General features: G+C 70.1%; 18 protein-coding genes. 7 read left to right on the forward strand and 11 right to left on the reverse strand.

All coding sequences use genetic code 11. The features are described 5' to 3' along the window. Positions 1–8: 8 nt before the first annotated feature. Both EL288_RS18320 and EL288_RS18325 read left to right on the forward strand, forming a co-directional pair. Positions 9–797 carry an ABC transporter ATP-binding protein gene (locus tag EL288_RS18320; protein WP_003809019.1) on the forward strand — a complete coding sequence of 263 codons (789 nt, stop codon included), beginning with the start codon at positions 9–11 and terminating at the stop codon, positions 795–797. Positions 798–806: 9 nt separating this feature from the next. After that, complete coding sequence (locus EL288_RS18325; RefSeq protein WP_003809017.1) at positions 807–1,589, forward strand: ABC transporter permease; 783 nt, start codon at positions 807–809, stop codon at positions 1,587–1,589. Positions 1,590–1,592: 3 nt separating this feature from the next. Here the strand turns inward: EL288_RS18325 and EL288_RS18330 are convergent, their stop codons facing one another. After that, positions 1,593–2,684, reverse strand: coding sequence for a M14 family metallopeptidase (locus EL288_RS18330; RefSeq protein WP_003809015.1), 1,092 nt, complete (start codon positions 2,682–2,684; stop codon positions 1,593–1,595). 105 nt (positions 2,685–2,789) lie between these two features. On the opposite strand from EL288_RS18330, the gene EL288_RS18335 reads away from it, so the two are divergent. Together EL288_RS18335 and EL288_RS18340 are read left to right on the forward strand one after the other, a co-directional pair. Further along, complete coding sequence (locus EL288_RS18335) at positions 2,790–4,280, forward strand: class I adenylate-forming enzyme family protein (protein WP_003809014.1); 1,491 nt, start codon at positions 2,790–2,792, stop codon at positions 4,278–4,280. Positions 4,281–4,421: 141 nt separating this feature from the next. Then, positions 4,422–4,970 (forward strand): cysteine dioxygenase family protein, encoded by a 549-nt coding sequence (locus EL288_RS18340; protein WP_010926066.1) that lies wholly within the window; start codon positions 4,422–4,424, stop codon positions 4,968–4,970. Positions 4,971–4,985: 15 nt separating this feature from the next. On the opposite strand, the gene EL288_RS18345 is transcribed toward EL288_RS18340, so the two are convergent. Both EL288_RS18345 and EL288_RS18350 read right to left on the reverse strand, forming a co-directional pair. After that, on the reverse strand, positions 4,986–5,447 hold the full coding sequence (locus EL288_RS18345) for an Lrp/AsnC family transcriptional regulator (RefSeq protein WP_003809010.1): 462 nt from the start codon (positions 5,445–5,447) through the stop codon (positions 4,986–4,988). A gap of 100 nt (positions 5,448–5,547) precedes the next feature. Further along, entirely contained in the window at positions 5,548–6,537 is a 990-nt protein-coding gene (locus EL288_RS18350) for a Bug family tripartite tricarboxylate transporter substrate binding protein (protein WP_010931174.1), read from the reverse strand. 314 nt (positions 6,538–6,851) lie between these two features. Here EL288_RS18350 and EL288_RS18355 point away from each other — a divergent pair, with 314 nt between their 5' ends. Continuing rightward, the gene (locus tag EL288_RS18355) at positions 6,852–7,553 is read left to right on the forward strand and encodes a riboflavin synthase (protein WP_003809002.1); all 702 of its coding nucleotides are present in this window, start codon (positions 6,852–6,854) and stop codon (positions 7,551–7,553) included. A gap of 46 nt (positions 7,554–7,599) precedes the next feature. Here the strand turns inward: EL288_RS18355 and EL288_RS18360 are convergent, their stop codons facing one another. Genes EL288_RS18360 through EL288_RS18370 form a run of 3 tightly spaced genes read right to left on the reverse strand, consistent with a single transcriptional unit; the run spans position 7,600 to position 10,017 of the window. After that, positions 7,600–8,832, reverse strand: a complete 1,233-nt coding sequence (locus EL288_RS18360) for a cyanate transporter (RefSeq protein ID WP_033474033.1) — start codon at positions 8,830–8,832, stop codon at positions 7,600–7,602. Next, positions 8,829–9,332 carry a nucleoside deaminase gene (locus EL288_RS18365; RefSeq protein WP_050483207.1) on the reverse strand — a complete coding sequence of 168 codons (504 nt, stop codon included), beginning with the start codon at positions 9,330–9,332 and terminating at the stop codon, positions 8,829–8,831. The genes EL288_RS18360 and EL288_RS18365 overlap by 4 nt, the downstream gene beginning before the upstream one ends. Next, complete coding sequence (locus tag EL288_RS18370) at positions 9,322–10,017, reverse strand: ankyrin repeat domain-containing protein (RefSeq protein ID WP_010926062.1); 696 nt, start codon at positions 10,015–10,017, stop codon at positions 9,322–9,324. The genes EL288_RS18365 and EL288_RS18370 overlap by 11 nt, the downstream gene beginning before the upstream one ends. 70 nt (positions 10,018–10,087) lie before the next feature. Here EL288_RS18370 and EL288_RS18375 point away from each other — a divergent pair, with 70 nt between their 5' ends. Further along, a complete protein-coding gene (locus tag EL288_RS18375; protein ID WP_033474032.1) occupies positions 10,088–10,957 on the forward strand; it encodes a LysR family transcriptional regulator in 870 nt (289 codons plus the stop codon). A gap of 314 nt (positions 10,958–11,271) precedes the next feature. On the opposite strand, the gene EL288_RS18380 is transcribed toward EL288_RS18375, so the two are convergent. From EL288_RS18380 to EL288_RS18400, 5 genes are read right to left on the reverse strand one after another with little or no spacing between them, the layout of a single operon-like run. Beyond that, complete coding sequence (locus EL288_RS18380) at positions 11,272–13,032, reverse strand: acyl-CoA dehydrogenase (protein WP_033474030.1); 1,761 nt, start codon at positions 13,030–13,032, stop codon at positions 11,272–11,274. 14 nt (positions 13,033–13,046) lie between these two features. After that, positions 13,047–13,670, reverse strand: a complete 624-nt coding sequence (locus tag EL288_RS18385; RefSeq protein ID WP_050483206.1) for a flavin reductase family protein — start codon at positions 13,668–13,670, stop codon at positions 13,047–13,049. Continuing rightward, positions 13,671–14,720 (reverse strand): CaiB/BaiF CoA transferase family protein, encoded by a 1,050-nt coding sequence (locus EL288_RS18390; protein ID WP_033474028.1) that lies wholly within the window; start codon positions 14,718–14,720, stop codon positions 13,671–13,673. Positions 14,721–14,731: 11 nt separating this feature from the next. After that, the gene (locus EL288_RS18395; protein ID WP_033474027.1) at positions 14,732–15,703 is read right to left on the reverse strand and encodes a Bug family tripartite tricarboxylate transporter substrate binding protein; all 972 of its coding nucleotides are present in this window, start codon (positions 15,701–15,703) and stop codon (positions 14,732–14,734) included. A 54-nt stretch (positions 15,704–15,757) separates the two neighbouring features. Next, on the reverse strand, positions 15,758–17,860 hold the full coding sequence (locus tag EL288_RS18400; RefSeq protein WP_033474026.1) for an acetate--CoA ligase family protein: 2,103 nt from the start codon (positions 17,858–17,860) through the stop codon (positions 15,758–15,760). Positions 17,861–18,119: 259 nt separating this feature from the next. Here EL288_RS18400 and EL288_RS18405 point away from each other — a divergent pair, with 259 nt between their 5' ends. After that, positions 18,120–18,872: an SDR family NAD(P)-dependent oxidoreductase gene (locus EL288_RS18405; RefSeq protein WP_033474024.1), complete on the forward strand. Its 753-nt coding sequence runs from the start codon at positions 18,120–18,122 to the stop codon at positions 18,870–18,872. Positions 18,873–18,894: the final 22 nt, after the last annotated feature.

Raw genomic sequence — 18,894 nt, forward strand, 5'->3', positions numbered from 1 at the left:
CCGGCAGCGTGAATCAGGCACAACACAATGGCAGCGCACCGGTCTTCCGCGTCCAGGGCCTGGAGGTGACCTACCGGTCCTCGCGCGGCCCGACCACGGCGCTCGAGGGATTCAGCACCACGGTCGCCGAAGGCGAATTCCTGTCCATACTGGGCCCCTCGGGCTGCGGCAAGTCCACCTTGCTCAAGGTGGCCGCCGGCCTGCTCAAGCCATCGGCCGGCGTGGCCGAGCTGCGCGGACAGGCCATCGACGGCCCGCGGCGCGACGTCGGCATCGTGTTCCAGCACGCCACCCTGCTGCCCTGGCAGAACGTGCTGGACAATGTGCTGCTGCCGATCCGCACCATGGGCATGGACATCGCGGCGGGCACCGCGCGCGCGCATGCCCTGCTCAAGACCATGGGGCTGGAGAAGTTCGAGCAGCATTATCCGCACGAACTCTCCGGCGGCATGCAGCAGCGGGTGGGCATCGCCCGCGGCCTGATCCACGACCCCAGCCTGCTGCTGATGGACGAGCCGTTCGCCGCGCTCGACGCGATGACGCGCGAGACCATGATGGTGGAGCTGCAGCGCATCTGGAGCGAGACCCGCAAGTCGGTCATGTTCATCACCCACTCCATTCCCGAGGCGGTGTTCCTGTCGAGCAAGGTGGTGGTGCTGGGGCCCAGGCCGGCCAGGGTGCTGCGCGAGATCGACATCGACCTGCCTTTCCCGCGGACCGAGGAAACGCTTGCCAGCCCGAAGTTCGCCCAGCTGTGCGCCGAGCTGCGCTCGCTGTTCTCCAACGTGGCGCACTAGGGGGCCGACATGAAAGAGCGCACCAAATCCATCGTCTACCCCCTGCTGCTGCTGGCCGCGCTGCTGGTGCTGTGGTTCATCGCCAACCGCTACCTCGGCGTGCCGTACTACGTGCTGCCGCCGGTCGAAGGCGTGCTGGCGGCGCTGTACCGCGGCTATGTGCAGGGCGATTTCTGGGGAGATTTCGGCTTCACGCTGGCGTCCATGGCGATCGGCTACGTGGGCGGCTGCACGGCGGCCTTCATCATCGGCGTGCTGTTCGCCGAATACCGCTGGCTGGAACGCCTGCTGTATCCCTTCGTGCTGGCCCTGCAGTCCATGCCCAAGGTGGCCCTGGCCCCGCTGATCCTGGTGTGGTTCGGCTTCGGGCTGGAGTCCAAGGCCATCATGGTGGCCCTGGTCTGTTTCTTCCCCATGTTCATCAACACGGCGGTGGGCCTGAAGGCCACCGATCCGGCCCTGCTGGACCTGATGCGGGCGTTCTCCGCCAGCCGCTGGCACATCCTGACGCGCATCAAGATCCCGTCGGCGGCCAGCCACATCTTCGCCGCGCTGCAGATCTCGGTGGTACTGGGGCTGATCGGCGCGGTGGTGGCCGAGTTCGTCTCGTCATCGAAGGGGCTGGGCTACCTGATCAACGCGGCGACGACCACGCTGGACACCAGCACCATGTTCGCCGCGCTGATCAGCCTGGCGGTGCTCGGCATCGCCGGCAGCCAGCTGATCAGGGCCCTGCATCGCAAGCTGGTGTTCTGGGACCGCGGCGAAGCCGGACGGACCCTCACCGAGTAGGCGCTAATCTTGCCCCAGTCCCGCCAAGGCGCGGTCGAAGATCTCGCGCGATTGCACCAGCACCCCGGCGCGCCAGTCCGGCGCGCTGGGGTAGAACGCCTCGCGGATGTCGCGCATCAGCGTGGCGCGCAGCGCGCCGTCGGCGTCCTGGTGCTCCCACAGCCAGCGCGCCGCCATCGAGGCGCGCTGCATGCGCGGACGCGGCAGCGTGCCGAACTCCACCACCACCGCCGTGGTCTCGGCCTCGGGCAGCATGGCCACGAAGGCATCGACCAGCAGGCCCTGGTAACGCGCCACGGCCTTGTGCGTCACGCCGTCGCGGTTGACCGCGCGCTCGCCCCACCAGCGCCGCGCCCGTTCGTAGGCCGGGCTGCCGGCCTCGTGGAAACACAGGAACACGTGGCCGCGCTCGGGACCGATGCCGGTGTGCAGGTCGATGAAGGCGGCCTGGCGCACGCCGGCCAGATGGGTGGCGATGGCCTCGCGCAAGGCGCGGTTGGACCATTGCTGGCGCGTGCCGCCATAGAAGATGCCGGTCGGGTGGCTGTACTGCCCGCCGTTGAAGGCATCCGAGTAGACCTGCTCGCCCACCGATTCGCGGAAATCCGACAGCTTGCGGAATATCGCCTCGACGTCCTGCTCGTCCCAGTGGTCGCGCGCGATCAGCGCATGCACCTCGGCGTAGCGCGGATTCTGCGGCAGGGGCTGGCTGAAGTCGACGAAGTTGCGGTTCAGGTCGACGTTTTCCTCGGTGAACCGCAAGGCATGCGCGAACCCCCACGGGTTGTGCGCGTGCAGCAGCAGCACGCCGGTATCGCGCGGCAGGCGCGACGGATCGAGACGGCGCAGCCAGTCGGTCTGCGCCGCCGAGCCGCTGTAGCCTTCGATGCCATGCGTGCCGCAGCCCACCACCAGCATCCGGCTGGCCTGCGCGCCGCCCAGGCGCGCCACGTCGAGATACAGCGCTTCACCGTCGGGGCCGCGCTGTGTATCGTGGCAGTAGGAATGGATATCGGCCCCGGCGGCGCGCGCCGCCTCCAGGAATTTGGCGCGGGCCTGCGCATAGGTTTCGGAGAAAGGATCGGACGCGTGCACATTGGCTCCTAGATAGGGGTTGGCAAATTCAATCCCATTCTACGGAATGGTTCTGGAATTTTTTTTCGTTTTCCCGCTCGAGATATACCGTTTACAGGTGAAATCATGTCGTTGAATCTGGGCCAGCTCACTGACCCGAACAAGAACCCCGCCGCCATTGCGCTGATCGACTGCCTCGACCACGAGGCGCCGCGGATCTACACCCACGGGGACCTGGACCGGCTGGCCAACGCCTGCGCGCGCGGCCTGTTGCGCAAGGGCCTGAAAACGGGCGACGCCGTCGCCCTGATGGGCATCAACCGCGCCGAGTTCCTGATCGCCTACCTGGGCATCATGCGCGCGGGCATGGTGGCCGTGCCGGTCAACTACAAGCTGGCGCCCGACACGCTGTCGTTCCTGCTGCAGGACTGCCAGGCGCGTCTGGCCTTCGTCGACGAGCCGCGCGCGGCGCTGGCGCCGGCCGGGCTGGACACGGTGCGCTTGGACACCGCGCAATGGGACGAATTCCTCGACCCGGGTCCGTTCGAGACGTACGCGCCGCCGCCGCGCACCACGGCCATGATCCTCTACACCTCGGGCTCGACCGGCCGCCCCAAGGGCGTGCAGCTGTCGCACGACGGCCAGCTCTGGACCATCCGCTCGCGCTTCCTGAACCGCAAGGACTTCGACAACGAGCGCTTCATCGTGGCCGCGCCGATGTTCCACATGAACGCGCTGGCCAACTGCAAGTTCGCGCTGGCCGCCCACGCCAGCATCGTGCTGCTGCCGCAGTTCGACACGCATCGCTTCATCGAGGCGCTGGGACGGCACGAAGTGACGTGGATCACCTCGGTGCCCACCATGATGGCGCTGGTGGTCAAGGAAAAACAGGCGCTGGCGCAGATCGACACCGCCCGCGTGCGCTATATCCGCATGGGCTCGGCGCCGGCCACCGACCAGCTCTACGAGGCCGTGCGGCGCGCCTTCCCCAATGCCGCGATCGCCGGCGGCTACGGCACGACCGAGGCCGGCCCCATCGTCTTCGGCCCCACCCAGGGCCGCGCGCTGCCGGGCGGCGGCGGGCTGGGCTGGGTGCTGCCCGACGTGGAAGTGCGCCTGGTGGACGCGCAAGGCCGCGACGCCGACGAAGGCGAACTGTGGATGCGCACGCCCGCCAACATGCTGGGCTACCTGAACCTGCCCGACAAGACCCGCCAGGTCCTGACCGAGGACGGCTGGTATATCTCGGGCGACGTGTTCCGGCGCGACAGCGACGGCTGCTACTACTTCATCGGCCGCGCCGACGACATGTTCAACTGCGGCGGCGAGAACATCTACCCGGGCGAGATCGAGCAGGTCATCGAGCGCCTGCCCGCCGTCATGCAGGCCTGCGTGGTGCCGGTGGCCGACGAGATCAAGGGCCACAAGCCGGTGGCGTTCGTGGTGCTGCAGCGGGGCATGAGCCTGTCGGAACAGGACGTCAAGTCGTACGTCCTGGCCAATGCGCCGGCCTACCAGCATCCGCGCCGCGTGTTCTTCGTCGAGTCGCTGCCGCTGGCGGCCACCAGCAAGGTGGACCGGCGCGCCCTGGCGCTGCGCGCCCAGGCCGAGGCGTAGCGCCAGAAGGCCGTGCCGATCGGCAATGGGCTGCTCCATGAGCAGCCCATTCCAATTCCGGGCTCGGACACGCCCGAGAAGGCACTTATTTTCCACGCGCCGGCGCGTAGCATGGATCCATCGGATCAATAAGGTGGAGACATGCGCTTCAATGCCACATCGGTTGCCGGCGCCGCGCAGCCGCAACGCCTGCACGGCCTGGCGGCCGACATCGACCGCGCCGTCGCCTCGGCCAGCGCGGCCCAGACCCCGGCCGCGGTGGCCGGCGTGCTGGCCGCCTACCGCGAACCCGACGAACTGCTGACGCCGGCCCAGCAGGCCGGCAACGCCGAGCACTACGCCCGCCACCTGCTCTACGCCCATCCGCTGGGGCGCTTCAGCATCGTGGCGCTGGCCTGGCAGCCGGGGCAGTGCACGCCGGTGCACGGCCATTTCACCTGGTGCGCCTACGCCGTGCTGCGCGGCGCCATGCAGGAGGAACAATACGATTGGGACGCGGCCGCCCAGTGCGCGCTGGCCACGCGCGTGGTCGCGCGCGCGCCGGGCGATTGCGTGGCCAGCCTGGCGGGGCTCGACGCCATCCACCGGCTGCGCAATGTCGGCGCCGGCACGGCGATCTCGCTGCACGTCTACGGCGTCGAGGGCGACCGGGTCGCCACCCACGTCAACCGCATCGCCCGCGCCGCCTGAGGGCGGCCGCCGGCGCTACGACGCGTAGTCGACGGGCAGCGCGGTGGTGTACTTGAGCTGCTCCATGGCGAACGACGAGCTGACGTCGTGCAGGTCGGCGATGCGGATCAGCTTCTTGTAGACCGTGTCGTAGGTGGAGATATCGGGCACCACCACGCGGATCAGGTAGTCGATGTCGCCGCTCATGCGGTAGAACTCGACCACCTCGGGGATGTCGGTCACGTGGTCGGCGAAGCGGTCCAGCCAGGCCTGCGAGTGCTGGTTGGTCTTGACCGAAATGAAGACCGTCACGCCCACGTTGAGCGCGACCGGATCGCACAGCGCAACCTGGCGCCGGATCACCCCGCTTTCCTTCAGCTTCTGCACCCGCCGCCAGCATGGCGTGGTCGATAGGCTGACCTGGTCCGCAATGGACTGGATCGGCGTCTCCGCGTTCTCCTGGAGAATCGCAATGATCTTCCTGTCTGTGGCATCCATGTTCGCACCGCCATGAAAAGGCGCGGCGGCCTCCCGTGAAGGAAGCCGTCCGCGCCGGGATGAGCGGCGGGCGCGGCTGCGCCCGCCGCGGCCGTACCGCTCAATCGATGGTGACCTTGGCGTCCTTGATGACCTTGCCCCAGCGCGCGGTCTCCTGCTCCACCAGCCGGGCCAGTTCCTCGGGCGTGGACGGCGCCGGCTCGGCGCCCTGCTTGGCGATGCTCTGCTTGACGTCGGGCAGGGCCAGCAAGGCGTTCACGTCCTTGTTGATCTTGGCGATGATGGGCTGCGGCGTGCCGGCCGGCGCGAACAGCGCCCACCAGGTCGTCACGTCGTAGCCCTTGACCCCGGCCTCGTCCATCGTGGGCACGTCGGGCAGGTCGGGCGAGCGCTTGGGCGAGGTCACCGCCAGCGCGCGCAGCTTGCCCGCCTTGATATGCGCCAGGGCGGCGGGAAGATTGTCGATCGCCATCGGCACCATGCCCGCCATCACATCGGTGAGCGCCGCGTTGCTGCCCTTGTAGGGCACGTGCGTGATGGGCGTATCCGTCATGCGCTTGAACAGTTCGGACGACAGGTGCGGCGAGGTGCCGGCGCCCGGACTGGCGTAGAACGCCTTGGACGGGTCGGCCTTGAAATAGGCCAGCAGTTCGCTGACGCTTTTGGCCGGCACCGACGGATTGACCACCAGCACGTTCATCACGGTGGCGATCTCGGAGATCGGCGCGAAGTCCTTGATGTGGTCGTAGCCCGGGTTCTGGTACAGGCCCGGATTGATGGCGTGCGTGTTGATCGAGCTCATGTAGAGCGTGTAGCCGTCGGCCGGCGCGTGGGCGCCCGCCTGGGCGCCGATATTGCCGCCGGCGCCGGGCCGGTTCTCGACCACCACGGGCTGGCCCCACATCTTGCTGAGATTGTTGGCGACCAGGCGCGTGAAGAAATCCGAGCTGCCGCCCGGCGGGAACGACACGATCATCGTCACGGGCTTGGTGGGATACGCGGCCCCGCTCGCCACGGCCGGGCCGGCCAGCATGCCCGCGGCGGCGCACACGGCCCAGGTCGCCAGCAGGCGGGATTGAATGGACTTCATTGGAAATTCCCTTATTAGAGGTGTTGTATGGCTGCGCCTTGCCAGCATCAGCCCCCGTTCCCGGCATTATGGAAGTCGCGCAGGAAAATATATTTGCGACTTCTGGCTCGAAAACGGCCAAACCGGGAATTAATTTCTAATATATCCCGGGTTGCAGGGTAATCCCTTACAATTATTCGTTATATCGTGCGGCTATTTTTCTCTATAGGCGGACTGGACGCGTCCGGCGCCGGCCGCCCGGCCGCCGGCGGCGAAGTCGGTTACTCTCGTCGTTTGTCCAGGCGCCCCGCCGCCTCGCCCGCATCAGGAGCTGTATGTTTACTGGCATCGTCCAAGGCACCGCCACCATCGCCGGCATCGCCGACCGGCAAGGCCTGCGCACCTTCACCATCGATTTCCCGGCCGGTTTCTGCGTCGACCTGGCCATCGGGGCCAGCGTATCGGTCGACGGCGTCTGCCTGACCGTCACGCACATCGTATCGGCCGACACCGCCACCTTCGACGTCATGCTGCAAAGCCTGGACGTCACCACGCTGGGCGGGTATGCGGTCGGCGCGCGCGTCAACGTCGAGCGCGCCGCCAGGGACGGCGCCGAGATCGGCGGCCACCCGCTGTCGGGCCATATCGATTTCGCCGCCGCCGTCGAACGCGTCCGGAACCTGGACAACAACCGCGTGCTGCGCATCGGCATCCCGCCGGCGTTTCGCAAGTATGTGTTCGCCAAGGGCTATATCGCCGTCAACGGCGCCAGCCTGACCGTCTCGGAAGTCGACCGCGAAGAAGGCTGGTTCGAGGTGTGGCTGATTCCCGAAACGCGCCGCATGACGGTGTTCGAGGAAAAGCAGGCCGGCGATGCGCTGAACATCGAGATCGAGCGCAGCACCCAGGTGGTGGTCGACACGGTGCGCGAAGCCGTGCAGGAAAGCCTGGGCAAGCTGCAGCCGGTGCTCGAGGCCATCCTCAAGGAGAAGGGCCTGAGCCTGGAAGACTTCGTGCGCCCGCCGGCGCTGAAGTAAAGCAAGCCGCCCGGCCGGACCGTGGACCAGGGCGACTGCGGCGCTTTCAGGCGCTGGATACGCGACGTGTCGCTGCCGCGCCAGGCTCCGCCTCCATGACCTGGGCATAGCTGGCGGGATCGAGCCGCTGGATCAGCAGGCACGCGATCGCCACGCACGCCAGGTGCATCGTCCAGCCGGCCGCGAAGCCGCCGGTGGCCGCGCGCAGCGCCGCGACCGCGAACGGCGCCAGCCCGGCGATGAGAAAGCCCCCGCCCTGCATCAGGGCGGCCAGCACGCCGGCCGGCTCGGCCTGCGAAAAGTGATCGAGCGCGGCGATGAAGGTCAGGGCGAAGCAGCCGCCCAGGCCGGCGCCGCCGATCACCGCCCAGGCCAGCGGCGCCGCCGCCGGCCAGAACGCCATGCCGGCAAAGCCCGCCGCCTGCATCGCCAGCGTGGCGTACAGCCACGGCCGGCGGTCGGCGCGGCGCGCGGCCAGGGCCGGCAGCGTGAGCGCCGCCGCGGCCTGCGCGATGGTCATGGCCACCATCAGGTCGCCGCTTTGCGCGATGCTCCAGCCCTGCGCCTGCACGGCCGGGGCCAGCCACGCCACCATCGACGAATAGCCGCCGTTGACCAGTCCGAACGCCGCGATCAGCAGCCAGGTGCGGGGCCGGCGCATCAGCGTGCCGGCCAGCGCGCCATCGCGCCCCGCCGCCGGCGTCTCGGCCAGGTAACGCCAGGCCGCGGCGAAGGCGATCAGCGCCGGCACGGCCAGCCAGGCCAGGGCGGCGCGCCACGAGTCGCCGGCGCCGCCGGCCAGCCGCGAGGTCAGCCGCGCGCCGAGCGCGCCGCCGCCCATCATCATGGCGGAATACACGCCCATGACGGCGGCCATGCGGCCGGGAAAGCGGTCCTTGATCACGCCGGGAAACACCGCCTGGATGTAGGCCACCCCCAGGCCGCACAGCGCGGCGGTGGCGACCAGCAGCACGCCGTCCCAGGCCGCCAGCCGCAGCGCCGACCCCAGGGCCAGCGCCAGCAGCGCGGCCAGCACGCCGCGCCGCGTGCCCACGCGCGCCTGGAGCGCGGGCGCGAGGAAGGCGCCCACGCCCATCAGCAGCATGGGCAGCACGGTCAGCATGGACGCGCCCAGGTGGCCCAGCCCGGTGTCGGCTTCGATGCCGGCCAGCACCGTGCCGGGGCCGGTCAGGAAGGGACGCAGGTTCAGGCCGATCAGCGCCACCAGCGCCAGCATGGCCCAGGCGCGCGGCGCGGCGCCCAAGCGCGGGGCCGTCATGGCGCTTGCGGCCCGTCCTGCCACTCGCGGTACAAGTCGGCATCCGGCGCGACGGCGCCGGGCCGGTGCTCGAAGGCGAAGCCGGGCTGGCGCTGCGGCGGCAACGCCAGCTCGGCGGCCAGCGCCGCGGTGGACAGGCCATAGGGCTCGGCCTGCTCGTTGGAATAGGCGTAGACCGCGCGCGCCACGCCGCTCATGCGCATGGCCGCCAGGCACATCGGGCAAGGCTGGCCGCTGGCGTAGACCACGCAGCCGTCCAGCCGCGCCGAGCGCAGCGCCCTGCCCGCCTCGCGCAGCGCCAGCAACTCGGCATGCGCGGTCGGATCGTGGTCGGCCAGCATGCGATTGACGCCGCGCGCCAGCACCACGCCGTCCCTGGCCACCAGCGCGCCGAACGGCCGGCCGCCGGCGCGCGCGTTGGCGCGCGCCAGCGCGATCGCTTCGCGCAACAGGGTGTCGTCGTCCGGCGCGGCGACGCCCGGGTTCGAATCAGCGCGCATGGGCGGCCTCCAGCAGTTGGACGATGGCGGCCTGGCCGCGCTGGCGGGCGTGGCGCAGGGGCGAGACGCCATCGCCGTCGGCCAGGTTCACGTCGGCGCCGCCTTCGATCAGGCGCGCCACGATGGCCTGGTGGCGCGTGCCGCCGTCGCCCAGGATGATGGCTTCGAGCAGGCCGGTCCAGCCCAGCCGGTTGACGTGGTCGGGGTCGACCCCGGCGCGCAGCAGCATGTCGACCACTTCGACATGGCCGCGCTCGCAGGCCGGAATGAGCGCCGTGCCGCCGTAGCGGTTGGTGCTTTTCAGGTCGGCGCCGTGCGCCAGGGTCAGGGCCAGGATTGCGCGGTAGCCGCGCGCGCCGGCCAGCAGGTAGGCGCTGTCCTGGATGCCGTTCTGCGCGTTGACGTCGGCGCCGGCCTCGATCAGCGCGCCGGCCGCCTCGGCATGGTTGCCCTGCGTGGCGCGCAGCAGCGGCGTATTGCCTTGCGCGTCGCGCGCCTCCAGCGGCGCGCCCCCGGCCAGCAATGTCTTCACGCGCGCCGCGTCGCCGTCGGCGGCCGCCTGCAGCAGCGCCTGGCCGGCATCGCCGGCCGCCACGGACGCGCCGCCCAGCGACACCAGACACGCGGCCAGCCAGCATCGATAAAACCGGATGATGGGCATACCCAATCCTCCTTGCTTGAACATGCTGCCAGTATCGGGGTTTGTTCAAGTATTATGAAATTAATTGGTTTAATGAATATCAGTGGGAAACGCGATGCTCGATCCCGTACTGCTGCGCAGCTTCGTCACGGTGGTGGATACCGGCAACTTCACGCGCGCCAGCGAACACCTGCACCTGACCCAGTCCACGGTCAGCCAGCACGTGATCCGCCTGGAGGAAAACCTGGGCTGCCGGCTGCTGGACCGCGGCCAGCGCCACGTGCTGCCCACCGAGGAAGGCGAGCGCCTGCTGGGCTATGCGCGCAGCATCCTGCGGCTGGCCGACGAGGCGCGCGAAAGCGTGGCCGCGGCCCAGGGCAACGCCGTGCTGCGGCTGGGCGCGCCGGAGGACTTCATGGGCGCGGCGCTGATGCCCGTGCTCGCGCCGCTGCTGGCGCGCTATCCGCTGCTGCGGCTGGAATTCGACAGCGGACTGAGCCACCAGCTGCTGCGGCGCTACCGCGATGGCGAGCTCGACCTGCTGCTGGTCAAGCAATGGGAGGTGGACGCGGACTGCCAGGCGCACTGGCCGGAACCGCTGTGCTGGGTGGCCGCGCGCGACGGCCCCACCCTGCCCGCTGGCGAGGCGGTGCCGCTGGCGGTGTTCCCGGCCGGCGCGCTGTACCGCCAGGAGATGACGCGCACGCTGGAAGCCAGCGGCCGGCCCTGGCATATCCGCTACGCCAGCACCAGCCTGGCCGGCCTGGTGGCGGCGGTCGGCGCCGGACTGGGCGTAAGCCTGCTGCCGGCGGCCAGCGCCGGCGGCGAGCTGCGGGTGCTGCGCAAGCGCGACGGTTTCCCGGCGGTCGACGGCCTGCAGCTGGGGCTGTACGCACGCGCGCGGCTGGGCGCGGCCGGACGCGACCTGCGCGACGCCCTGGCCGCCCATTGCGGGCGGCGCGCCGCGGCCATGGCGGGTGCCTGACACCTCGGGCGGGTGCCTGACGCCTCGGGCGGGTGTCTGACGCCTCGGGCGGGTGTCTGGCTCCCGCTACGCGGGCCACGGCAAGCAGCAGGCTGCATGCGGCGGGTGCCTGACACCTTGGGGCCGTGCCCGAGGCGACGGCACTTCGGTGCCAGGCACCCGCTGCGCAGGCCTGCTTGCACGGGACGAGCCGCGCGGCGGGAGCCAGGCACCCTCTCCAGGCACCCGCCACGCAGGCCTGCCTGCACGGGACGAGCCGCGCGGCGGGAGCCAGGCAACTTCTCCAGACGCCTTCTCCAGGCGCCCTCCCTCTCCTAGGCCACCCAGCAGTCGTCCGGGTACGCATCCGCCTGCGTGCCGCCATGGACGATGGCGTGGCGCAGCGCCGCGGCCTGCGGCAGGACGTGGCGGGCATAGAAGGCGGCGCTGGCCAGCACGGCCTGGCGCCGCGCCTGGGGCAAGTGCGCGGCGGCGCGCGCGCGCAGGGCGTGCATCCAGCCGCCGGCCACCACGCCCCACAGCTCCAGGTACGGCACGCCGCCCGCGTAGGCCGCGCGCGGGGTCGAGGCAGCCTGTTCGAGGATGGCGTCGATGGCGGCGCGCAGGTCCGCGCAGGCCGCGCGCAGCGCCTCGCCCAGGCCCTCGGCGTCGTGCCCGGGCGGCGCGGCGGCGGCGATTTCGTCCAGCAGCCGCCGCGCTTCGGCGCCCTGGTCGCGCGCCGTCTTGCGGCCCACCAGGTCGTTGGCCTGGATCGCGGTGGTGCCCTCGTAGATCGTGAGGATGCGCGCATCGCGGTAGTACTGCGCGGCGCCGGTCTCCTCGATGTATCCCATGCCGCCGAACACTTGCATGGCGTCGCAGGTGGCGCGCTGGGCGGTCTCGGTGAACCAGCCCTTCATCACCGGGACCAGCAGGTCCAGCCGCGCCTGGGCCGCCGCGCCCGCCTGGGGCTGCGCGCCGCCGTGCGCCTGGTCGCGCTGCAAGGCCAGGTAGATCGCCAGCGCGCGCATGGCGTCGATGCGGCACTTGATGCCCAGCAGCAGGCGCCGCACGTCGGGGTGGCGCAGGATGGTATCGCCGCGCGAGCCGTCCTCGCCGACGATACGGCCCTGGCGGCGCTCGCCGGCGTACCAGACGGCGTGCTGATAGGCGCGCTCGGACAGCGCCAACCCCTGGATGCCGACCGCCTGGCGGGCTTCGTTCATCATGACGAACATGGTCTTCAGGCCGTCGTTCAGCGCGCCCACCAGGTAGCCGGTCGCGCCCTCGTCGTCGCCGAACTGCATCACGGCGGTGGGGCTGCCGTGGATGCCCAGCTTGTGCTCCAGCGCCACGCAGGCCACGCGGTTCGCTTCGCCTGGCGAGCCGTCGTCGCGCAACAGCTGCCTGGGCACCGCGAACAGCGACAGGCCTTGCACGCCGGCCGGCGCGTCGGGCGTGCGGGCCAGCACCAGGTGGATGATGTTGGCGGCCATGTCGTGGTCGCCATAGGTGATGAAGATCTTCTGCCCGGTGATGGCGTAGCTGCCGTCGCCGCGCGCCACCGCGCGCGTCTTGACCGCGCCCAGGTCCGAGCCCGCGCCGGGCTCGGTCAGATTCATGGTGCCGGTCCACTCGCCGCTCACCAGGCGCGGCAGCAGGCGCGCCTGCAACGCGGGATCGGCCGCCGCCAGCAAGGCTTCGATGGCGCCGCCGGTCAGCATCGGGCACAGCGCGAAACTGGCATTGCAGGCATGCCAGATTTCCTCGGTCAGGGTCGACAGCACGGCCGACAGGCCCTGGCCGCCGAAGCGCTCGGGATGGCGCAGGCTGTTCCAGCCGGCCTCGCGGAACGCCGCGTAGGCCCGGGCGAAGCCGGGCGGCGTGACGACCGCGCCCTGCTCCAGACGCGCGCCGGCCTGGTCGCCAGCGCGGTTGGCCGGTTCGAGAAAGGCCCGCGCGAACTTGGCGGCCTCGTGTGCGACCGAGCGCGCCAGGTCGAGATCGAGGGCGGCCCGGCCGTCGCGCGCATCGGGCGCAAATACATGTTCAAGCAGGAATTCGATATCGTCCCAAGGGGCTCGGTACTGGCTCATGGAGAATGCCGCAATCAGGTTGAAGAAGTGGATGGATCCGGCGCGGCCAGGCGCTCGCCCAGCACGCCATACCAGGGGCCGCCCAGGCGGCATACCGGGTCCAGGCGCTTGCCGTCGAGACGGCCGTCGCGCATGTATTCGCTGGCGATGCTGAAGTGCAGCACTTCGCCCACCACCAGGCGCGCCGCGTGCACGCCGAATTCCAGCACCTGCGACAGCCGGCACTCCAGCCGCACGGGGCTGCGCGCCACGCCGGACGGACGCACGCGCTGGCTGGGCCGCATCTGCACGCCCAGCAGTTGCGCTTCGTCGACCTCGGGCGCATGGCGCTCGCCGCAGGCGTGCATGGGCGCCAGCAGTTCGCGCGTCACGACATTGACGACGAACTCGCCGGTCTGGCGGATGTTGGCCAGCGTGTCCTTTTCCTGGCCCTGGTGCAGGCTGATGCTCAGCGCGATGAGCGGCGGCACGGTGGACACCATGGTGTAGAAGCTGAACGGCGCGAGATTGCCCGTGCCCTGCGCGTCGCAGGTGGACACCCAGGCAATCGGCCGGGGCACGAGGCACGAGGTCAGCAGCCGATAGGTATCACGGGCCGACAGCCCGGCCGCGTCCAGGCCGGTGCGCGAGGCATCCATTCACCCCGCCCCCATGTGGTCCAGCCGTACCGGATAGCGCACGTAGCCATCGCCGCCGTCGAACAGGCCGCGCTGGCGCGCCAGCGCCGATTGCGCCAGTTCGCCGGGCGTCTCGAGGCGCGACACCGGCACGTCGGCCGCCGTCAGGCGATCGATCAGCGCCTGGCACGCATGGCCGCGCACGGCGCGCGCCAGCGCGTCGTTGATCGGGCCGGCCTGGGCCTCGCGCTCGCGGTAGGTCGCCAGCGGGCCGGCCAGGCCCGCCAGCGGCAAGGCGCCCCGCAGCGCCTGCCAGAAATGGTCCTCCAGCGCGGCGATGGCCACATGGGCATCGTCGGCGGTGCGGAATACGCCGTAGGCCGGCTTGCACAGCACGTCGTGGCGCTGCCGCTCCAGCGTGGCCAGGCCGGCCGAGGCGAACTGGCCCAGGCGCGGGTTCATCCAATGCATGACGCAATCGGCCAGCGCAATGTCCAGCCACTGGCCGCGGCCGGTGTGCTGGCGCTGCAGCAGCGCCGCCAGCGTGCTCGACAGCGCATACATCGCGCCGCACAGGTCGGCCACGGGCAGCCCCGCGCCGGGCGCCGGCTCGGCCGGATCGTTGCCGGCCAGCGCCAGGGCGCCGGCGGCCGCCAGATAGTTGATATCGTGCCCCGGCTGGCGCGCCTGCGGGCCGTCCTGCCCGTAGCCGCTGAGCGATACATACACCAGTTGCCCGTTGAGCGCACGCGCCTGCTCGTAGTCCAGCCCCAGCCGCGCCATGACCCCTGGCCGGAACCCCTCGACCAGCACATCGGCCTGCGCCACCAGCTCGCGCGCCCGGGCGCGCCCATCGGCCTGTTTCAGGTCCAGCATCACGCTGCGCTTGCCGCGGTTGACCGAGGCGAACACCCCCGGGTAGAGGCGGCGCGCGTTGTCGCCGTGCGGCGGGCGCTCGACCTTGACAACCGTGGCGCCCAGCTCCAGCAGGTTCTGGGTCAGGAACGGCCCGGGCAGCAGCTCGGAGAAGTCGACGACGGTGATGCCGGCAAGCGGGGCGGCGTGGGTCATGGCGTCCGGCCTCAATCCAGCTTGACGCCGGCGGCCTTGACCACCTTGCCCCATTTCACCGCCTCGTCCTGCACGAAAGCGGTGAAGTCGGCGCCCGATTTCTGCAGCGGCACGCCGCCGAACTCGACCAGCTTGGCGGCGATCTGCGGCTCGGCGATGGCGGCGGCGAAGGCCTGGCGCAGCCTGGCCGTCACGGCGTCCGGCGTGCCGGCGGGCACGAACACGCCCATCCACGACACCGAAGTGGCCTGCGGGTAGCCCAGCTCGGCCAGGGTCGGCACGTCGGGCAGCGCCCCCAGGCGGGTTTCGCCGGTCACCGCCACCGCGCGGATCTTGCCGGCCTTGACGTACGCTTCGGTGGACACCGGGTAGTCGAACGACAGATCGACCTGTCCGCCGATCAGGGCGGTGATCGACGGCGCGCTGCCCTTGAACGGAATGTGGCTGAACTTCACGTCGACCACCGATTGGAACAGCTCGGCGGCCAGGTGCGTGCCGGTGCCCGCGCCGGCGCTGGAATTGTTCAGCTTGCCCGGGTTGGCGCGCGCGTAGTCGACCAGCTTGGCCAGCGTGTCGTAGGGGCGCTCGGCGTTGACGACCACGATGTTGGGAATGGCGGTCAGGCCCTGCACGGCCTGCAGCCTGTCGGCCGAACTGGGCGCCGAGGTATAGAGCAGCGGATTGGTCACCTGCGTGCCCTGCGTGCCCAGGAAGATGACGTAGCCGTCCGGCTTGCTGTTGGCCGCGTACTCGGTACCGATGTTGCCGCCGGCGCCGGCGCGGTTTTCCACGATGATGGGCTGGCCCAGCAGCTCCGCGGCGCGCGCGCCCACGGTGCGCGCGACATTGTCGGTGATGCCGCCCGCCGTGAACGGCACCACGAAGCGGATCGGCCGTTCCGGATAGGCCTGCGCGAGCGCGGGCGCGGCCACGCAGGCGGCCAGCGCCGCCAGCGCCGCGATGAGGGCGTGCTTGTTGAACATATAGAGTCTCCTAGAGTTGAAGTCGCCGTCTTGCGCGGCGGATTGCCTGGGCTGTCAGCGCGGCGCGCCGATCAGCACCGCGTCGAGCGCCGTCGCGCCGGCCGGACCGGCCAGCACCGGATTGAGGTCAAGCTCCTTGATGTGCCACGGGCCGTCGACGACGAAATCGGACACCGCCAGCAGCAGGCGCTCCAGCGCCTCGATGTCGGCCGCGGCCTGGCCACGGCATCCCTGCAGCAATCGATGGCAGCGCGTCTCGCGGATCATGTCGCGCGCGTCCTGGGGCGTCAGCGGCAACAGGCGCCGGCTGACATCCTTGAACACTTCGACGTAAACGCCGCCCAGGCCGAAGGTCATGACATGGCCGAACAAGGGGTCTTCGTGCACGCCGACCAGGGTCTCGACGCCCGGCCCGCCGATCATCTGCTCGACCAGGATGCCGTCGATGCGCGCGTCGGGGCAGGCGGCGCGCGCGTTGGCGCTGATGGTCTCCCAGGCCTCGCGCACCTGCTGCGGTGTCTGCAGACCGACGGCCACGCCGCCGATATCCGATTTGTGCAGGATCTGCGCGCTGACGATCTTGGCCACCACCGGCCCCTGGCATTGCGCGGCGGCCTGCACCGCTTCGTCGGCGCTGCGGCACACCTGCCCGAAAGGCACGGCCACGCCGGCGGCGGCCAGCATCTGCTTGGCTTCGAGTTCGGCGTAGGTGCGCGGCTCGGAGCGCGCCGGGGCGCCGGCGGACCGCACCACGGCAGGCTCCCAGTCGCGCTCGAAGCGGCGCACCCACTGGCCATGGCGGTTCCAGTGCGCCAGGGCCTTGACCGATTTGCCCAGCGTGCGCACCGGCGTGAGCCCGGCGTCGACCAGGCACTGGAAGCCCGCGCCCAGCTTGTCGCTCATCCAGACCGGCACGATGGGCACGTCGACCTCGGCCTGCGCCCTGACCATGTTGCGGCAGGCCGCCAGCGTGGTGTCGCCGTACTCCATGGGAATCGGGTAGAGCACCACGTCGACGTTGGGGTCGCGCGCCACGCACAGCAGCGAGCCGTAGCTGATGTCGCTTTGCACCAGGATCTCGGCCGTGGTGTCCACCGGATTGTCGATGGCGGCATACGAAGGCAGCATGTCGGCCAGCGCCTGGCGCGTGGCCGGCTCGAAGCGGGACAGCTCCAGCCCGGCCGAGCCCAGCATGTCGGCCGCCAGCGCGACGGTGCCGCCGGAGAACGAATACACCGCGGCGCGAATGGGACGCGTGGGCGCGCCGCGCGCCAGCAGGGCCGCGGTATCGATCAGCTCGTCGATATCGTCGACCTCGACGATGCCCAGCTGGCGAAACGCCGCGCTGTTGACGTCGGCGCTGCCCGACAGCGCGGCGGTATGCGATTGCGTGGCCTGCACGCCGTAGGCCGACTTGCCGACCTTCAGCGCCACGATGGGCTTGCCCTGGCGCGCCGCGTTCAGCGCCGCCTGCGCGAAGCGCGGGGGATCGTTGATGCCTTCGAGCAGCGCCACGATGACCTTGATCTCCGGCATCGCCACCATGTGGTTGATGTAGTCGCTGGCGGTCAGGTCGGCCTCGTTGCCGCTGGAGCACCACAGGCCGATGCCCACGCCGCGCCCGCAGGCCTGCAGGAAGGTGCGGCCCAGGCCGCCGCCCTGCGTCACCAGCCCGATGGGGCCGGCCATGCGGTCGTACTGGTACGCCGGCGAGAACGTGAAGCCCAGCCCGCGATTGTTGTTGGTCATGCCCGGGCAGTTGGGCCCGTAGATGCGCAGTCCGGTCTCGCGCACGATGGCGCGCATCCGTTCCTCGAGCTGGCGCCCCGCCTCGCCGGTTTCGCCAAAGCCCGAACTGAGCACGATGGCAAAGCGCACGCCCTTGCGCCCGCACTCGGCCAGCACCTCCACCGCCGCCTTGGCCGGCACGACCACGATGGCGGTCTGCGGCGCATACGGCAGGTCCAGCACCGAGCGATAGGCGCGCCGCCCCATGACCTCGTCCTTGGTGGCGTTGACCAGGAACAGTTCGCCGTCGAAGCGGGAGTGCTCGACGATATTGACCAGCGTGCGCTGGCCAATGCTGGCGGGACGATCCGAGGCGCCTATCAATACCAGCGATTCGGGCGCGAACAGGGGCGCGAGGTTCTGGAACATGCGATTCCTTGGCTGAAAATCCGGGCCCCCTTGGGCGGAAACCCGTCGCTTTTATACGAGAAACCGAATTTTAATTCGATATATCGTACTCGTCAACGAACAATTAATTCGACATATCGTTGTTTAATACGATATTATGAATTTAAGCGCGGCATTGCCGGCGCCCGGATATGGGCCCGGCGGCGCCTGGCGCCCCCCCTTTTTCTGAATCGCAAGCGGACCGCCCGGCTGGCGCGGCCCGCGCAGGAGCAGCAACCCCATGGATCTGAAAATTGCAGGAAAAGTCGCGGTGGTCACCGGATCCGGGCGCGGCATCGGCGCCCAGACCGTACGCACCCTGGCCGAAGAAGGCGCGCGCGTCGTCGTGACCGACATCAACGAGGAAACGGCGCGCGAGACCGCGGCGCGGCTGAGCGCCGACGGCCACGAGGCGATCGGCGTCAAGTGCGACGTATGCCGGCGCGAGGACGTCGACGCCCTGGTCGCCGCCGCCGCCAAGGCCTACGGCGGCATCGACATCCTGGTCAACAACGCCGGGTTCACGCGCGACCAGTACCTGGGCAAGATGGCCGAGGACGACTGGGACGCCGTGGTCGACACCATCATCAAGGGCGCGTTCCACTGCAGCCGGGCCGTCTTGCCCGGCATGATGCGGAAGCGCTGGGGCCGTATCGTCAACATCGCCTCGCGCTCGGTGTTCGGCAACCCCGGCCAGACCAACTACACCACGGCCAAGCTGGGCCTGGTGGGCTTCACCCGCGCGCTATCGCTGGAACAGGCCAAGTTCGGCATTACCGTCAACGCCATCGCGCCGGGCTTCGTCGAAACCGAGCTGATCCAGTCGCTGCCCACCTACGAGCGGCTGCGCGAAGGCGCGCTGGCCCGCAACCCGGTAGGCTTCCTGGGCCAGCCCGGCGATATCGCCGACGCCGTGGCCTTCATGGCATCGGAGCGGGCCCGCTACATCACCGGCGTGACGCTGTATGTCACCGGCGGACGCTTTTCTTCCTGACCGGCGCCGCGCCAACATCGAG

The organism is Bordetella bronchiseptica, assembly GCF_900636925.1.
Classification (GTDB): domain Bacteria; phylum Pseudomonadota; class Gammaproteobacteria; order Burkholderiales; family Burkholderiaceae_B; genus Bordetella; species Bordetella pertussis.

Excerpts from the sequence above, each read along its gene's own strand:
- EL288_RS18325 (WP_003809017.1), top strand. The coding sequence starts at position 807 with ATGAAAGAGCGCACCAAATCCATCGTCTACCCCCTGCTGCTGCTGGCC.
- EL288_RS18335 (WP_003809014.1), top strand. The coding sequence starts at position 2,790 with ATGTCGTTGAATCTGGGCCAGCTCACTGACCCGAACAAGAACCCCGCC.
- EL288_RS18340 (WP_010926066.1), top strand. The coding sequence starts at position 4,422 with ATGCGCTTCAATGCCACATCGGTTGCCGGCGCCGCGCAGCCGCAACGC.
- EL288_RS18345 (WP_003809010.1), bottom strand. The coding sequence starts at position 5,447 with ATGGATGCCACAGACAGGAAGATCATTGCGATTCTCCAGGAGAACGCG.
- EL288_RS18350 (WP_010931174.1), bottom strand. The coding sequence starts at position 6,537 with ATGAAGTCCATTCAATCCCGCCTGCTGGCGACCTGGGCCGTGTGCGCC.
- EL288_RS18355 (WP_003809002.1), top strand. The coding sequence starts at position 6,852 with ATGTTTACTGGCATCGTCCAAGGCACCGCCACCATCGCCGGCATCGCC.
- EL288_RS18360 (WP_033474033.1), bottom strand. The coding sequence starts at position 8,832 with ATGACGGCCCCGCGCTTGGGCGCCGCGCCGCGCGCCTGGGCCATGCTG.
- EL288_RS18365 (WP_050483207.1), bottom strand. The coding sequence starts at position 9,332 with ATGCGCGCTGATTCGAACCCGGGCGTCGCCGCGCCGGACGACGACACC.
- EL288_RS18370 (WP_010926062.1), bottom strand. The coding sequence starts at position 10,017 with ATGTTCAAGCAAGGAGGATTGGGTATGCCCATCATCCGGTTTTATCGA.
- EL288_RS18375 (WP_033474032.1), top strand. The coding sequence starts at position 10,088 with ATGCTCGATCCCGTACTGCTGCGCAGCTTCGTCACGGTGGTGGATACC.
- EL288_RS18380 (WP_033474030.1), bottom strand. The coding sequence starts at position 13,032 with ATGAGCCAGTACCGAGCCCCTTGGGACGATATCGAATTCCTGCTTGAA.
- EL288_RS18385 (WP_050483206.1), bottom strand. The coding sequence starts at position 13,670 with ATGGATGCCTCGCGCACCGGCCTGGACGCGGCCGGGCTGTCGGCCCGT.
- EL288_RS18390 (WP_033474028.1), bottom strand. The coding sequence starts at position 14,720 with ATGACCCACGCCGCCCCGCTTGCCGGCATCACCGTCGTCGACTTCTCC.
- EL288_RS18395 (WP_033474027.1), bottom strand. The coding sequence starts at position 15,703 with ATGTTCAACAAGCACGCCCTCATCGCGGCGCTGGCGGCGCTGGCCGCC.
- EL288_RS18400 (WP_033474026.1), bottom strand. The coding sequence starts at position 17,860 with ATGTTCCAGAACCTCGCGCCCCTGTTCGCGCCCGAATCGCTGGTATTG.
- EL288_RS18405 (WP_033474024.1), top strand. The coding sequence starts at position 18,120 with ATGGATCTGAAAATTGCAGGAAAAGTCGCGGTGGTCACCGGATCCGGG.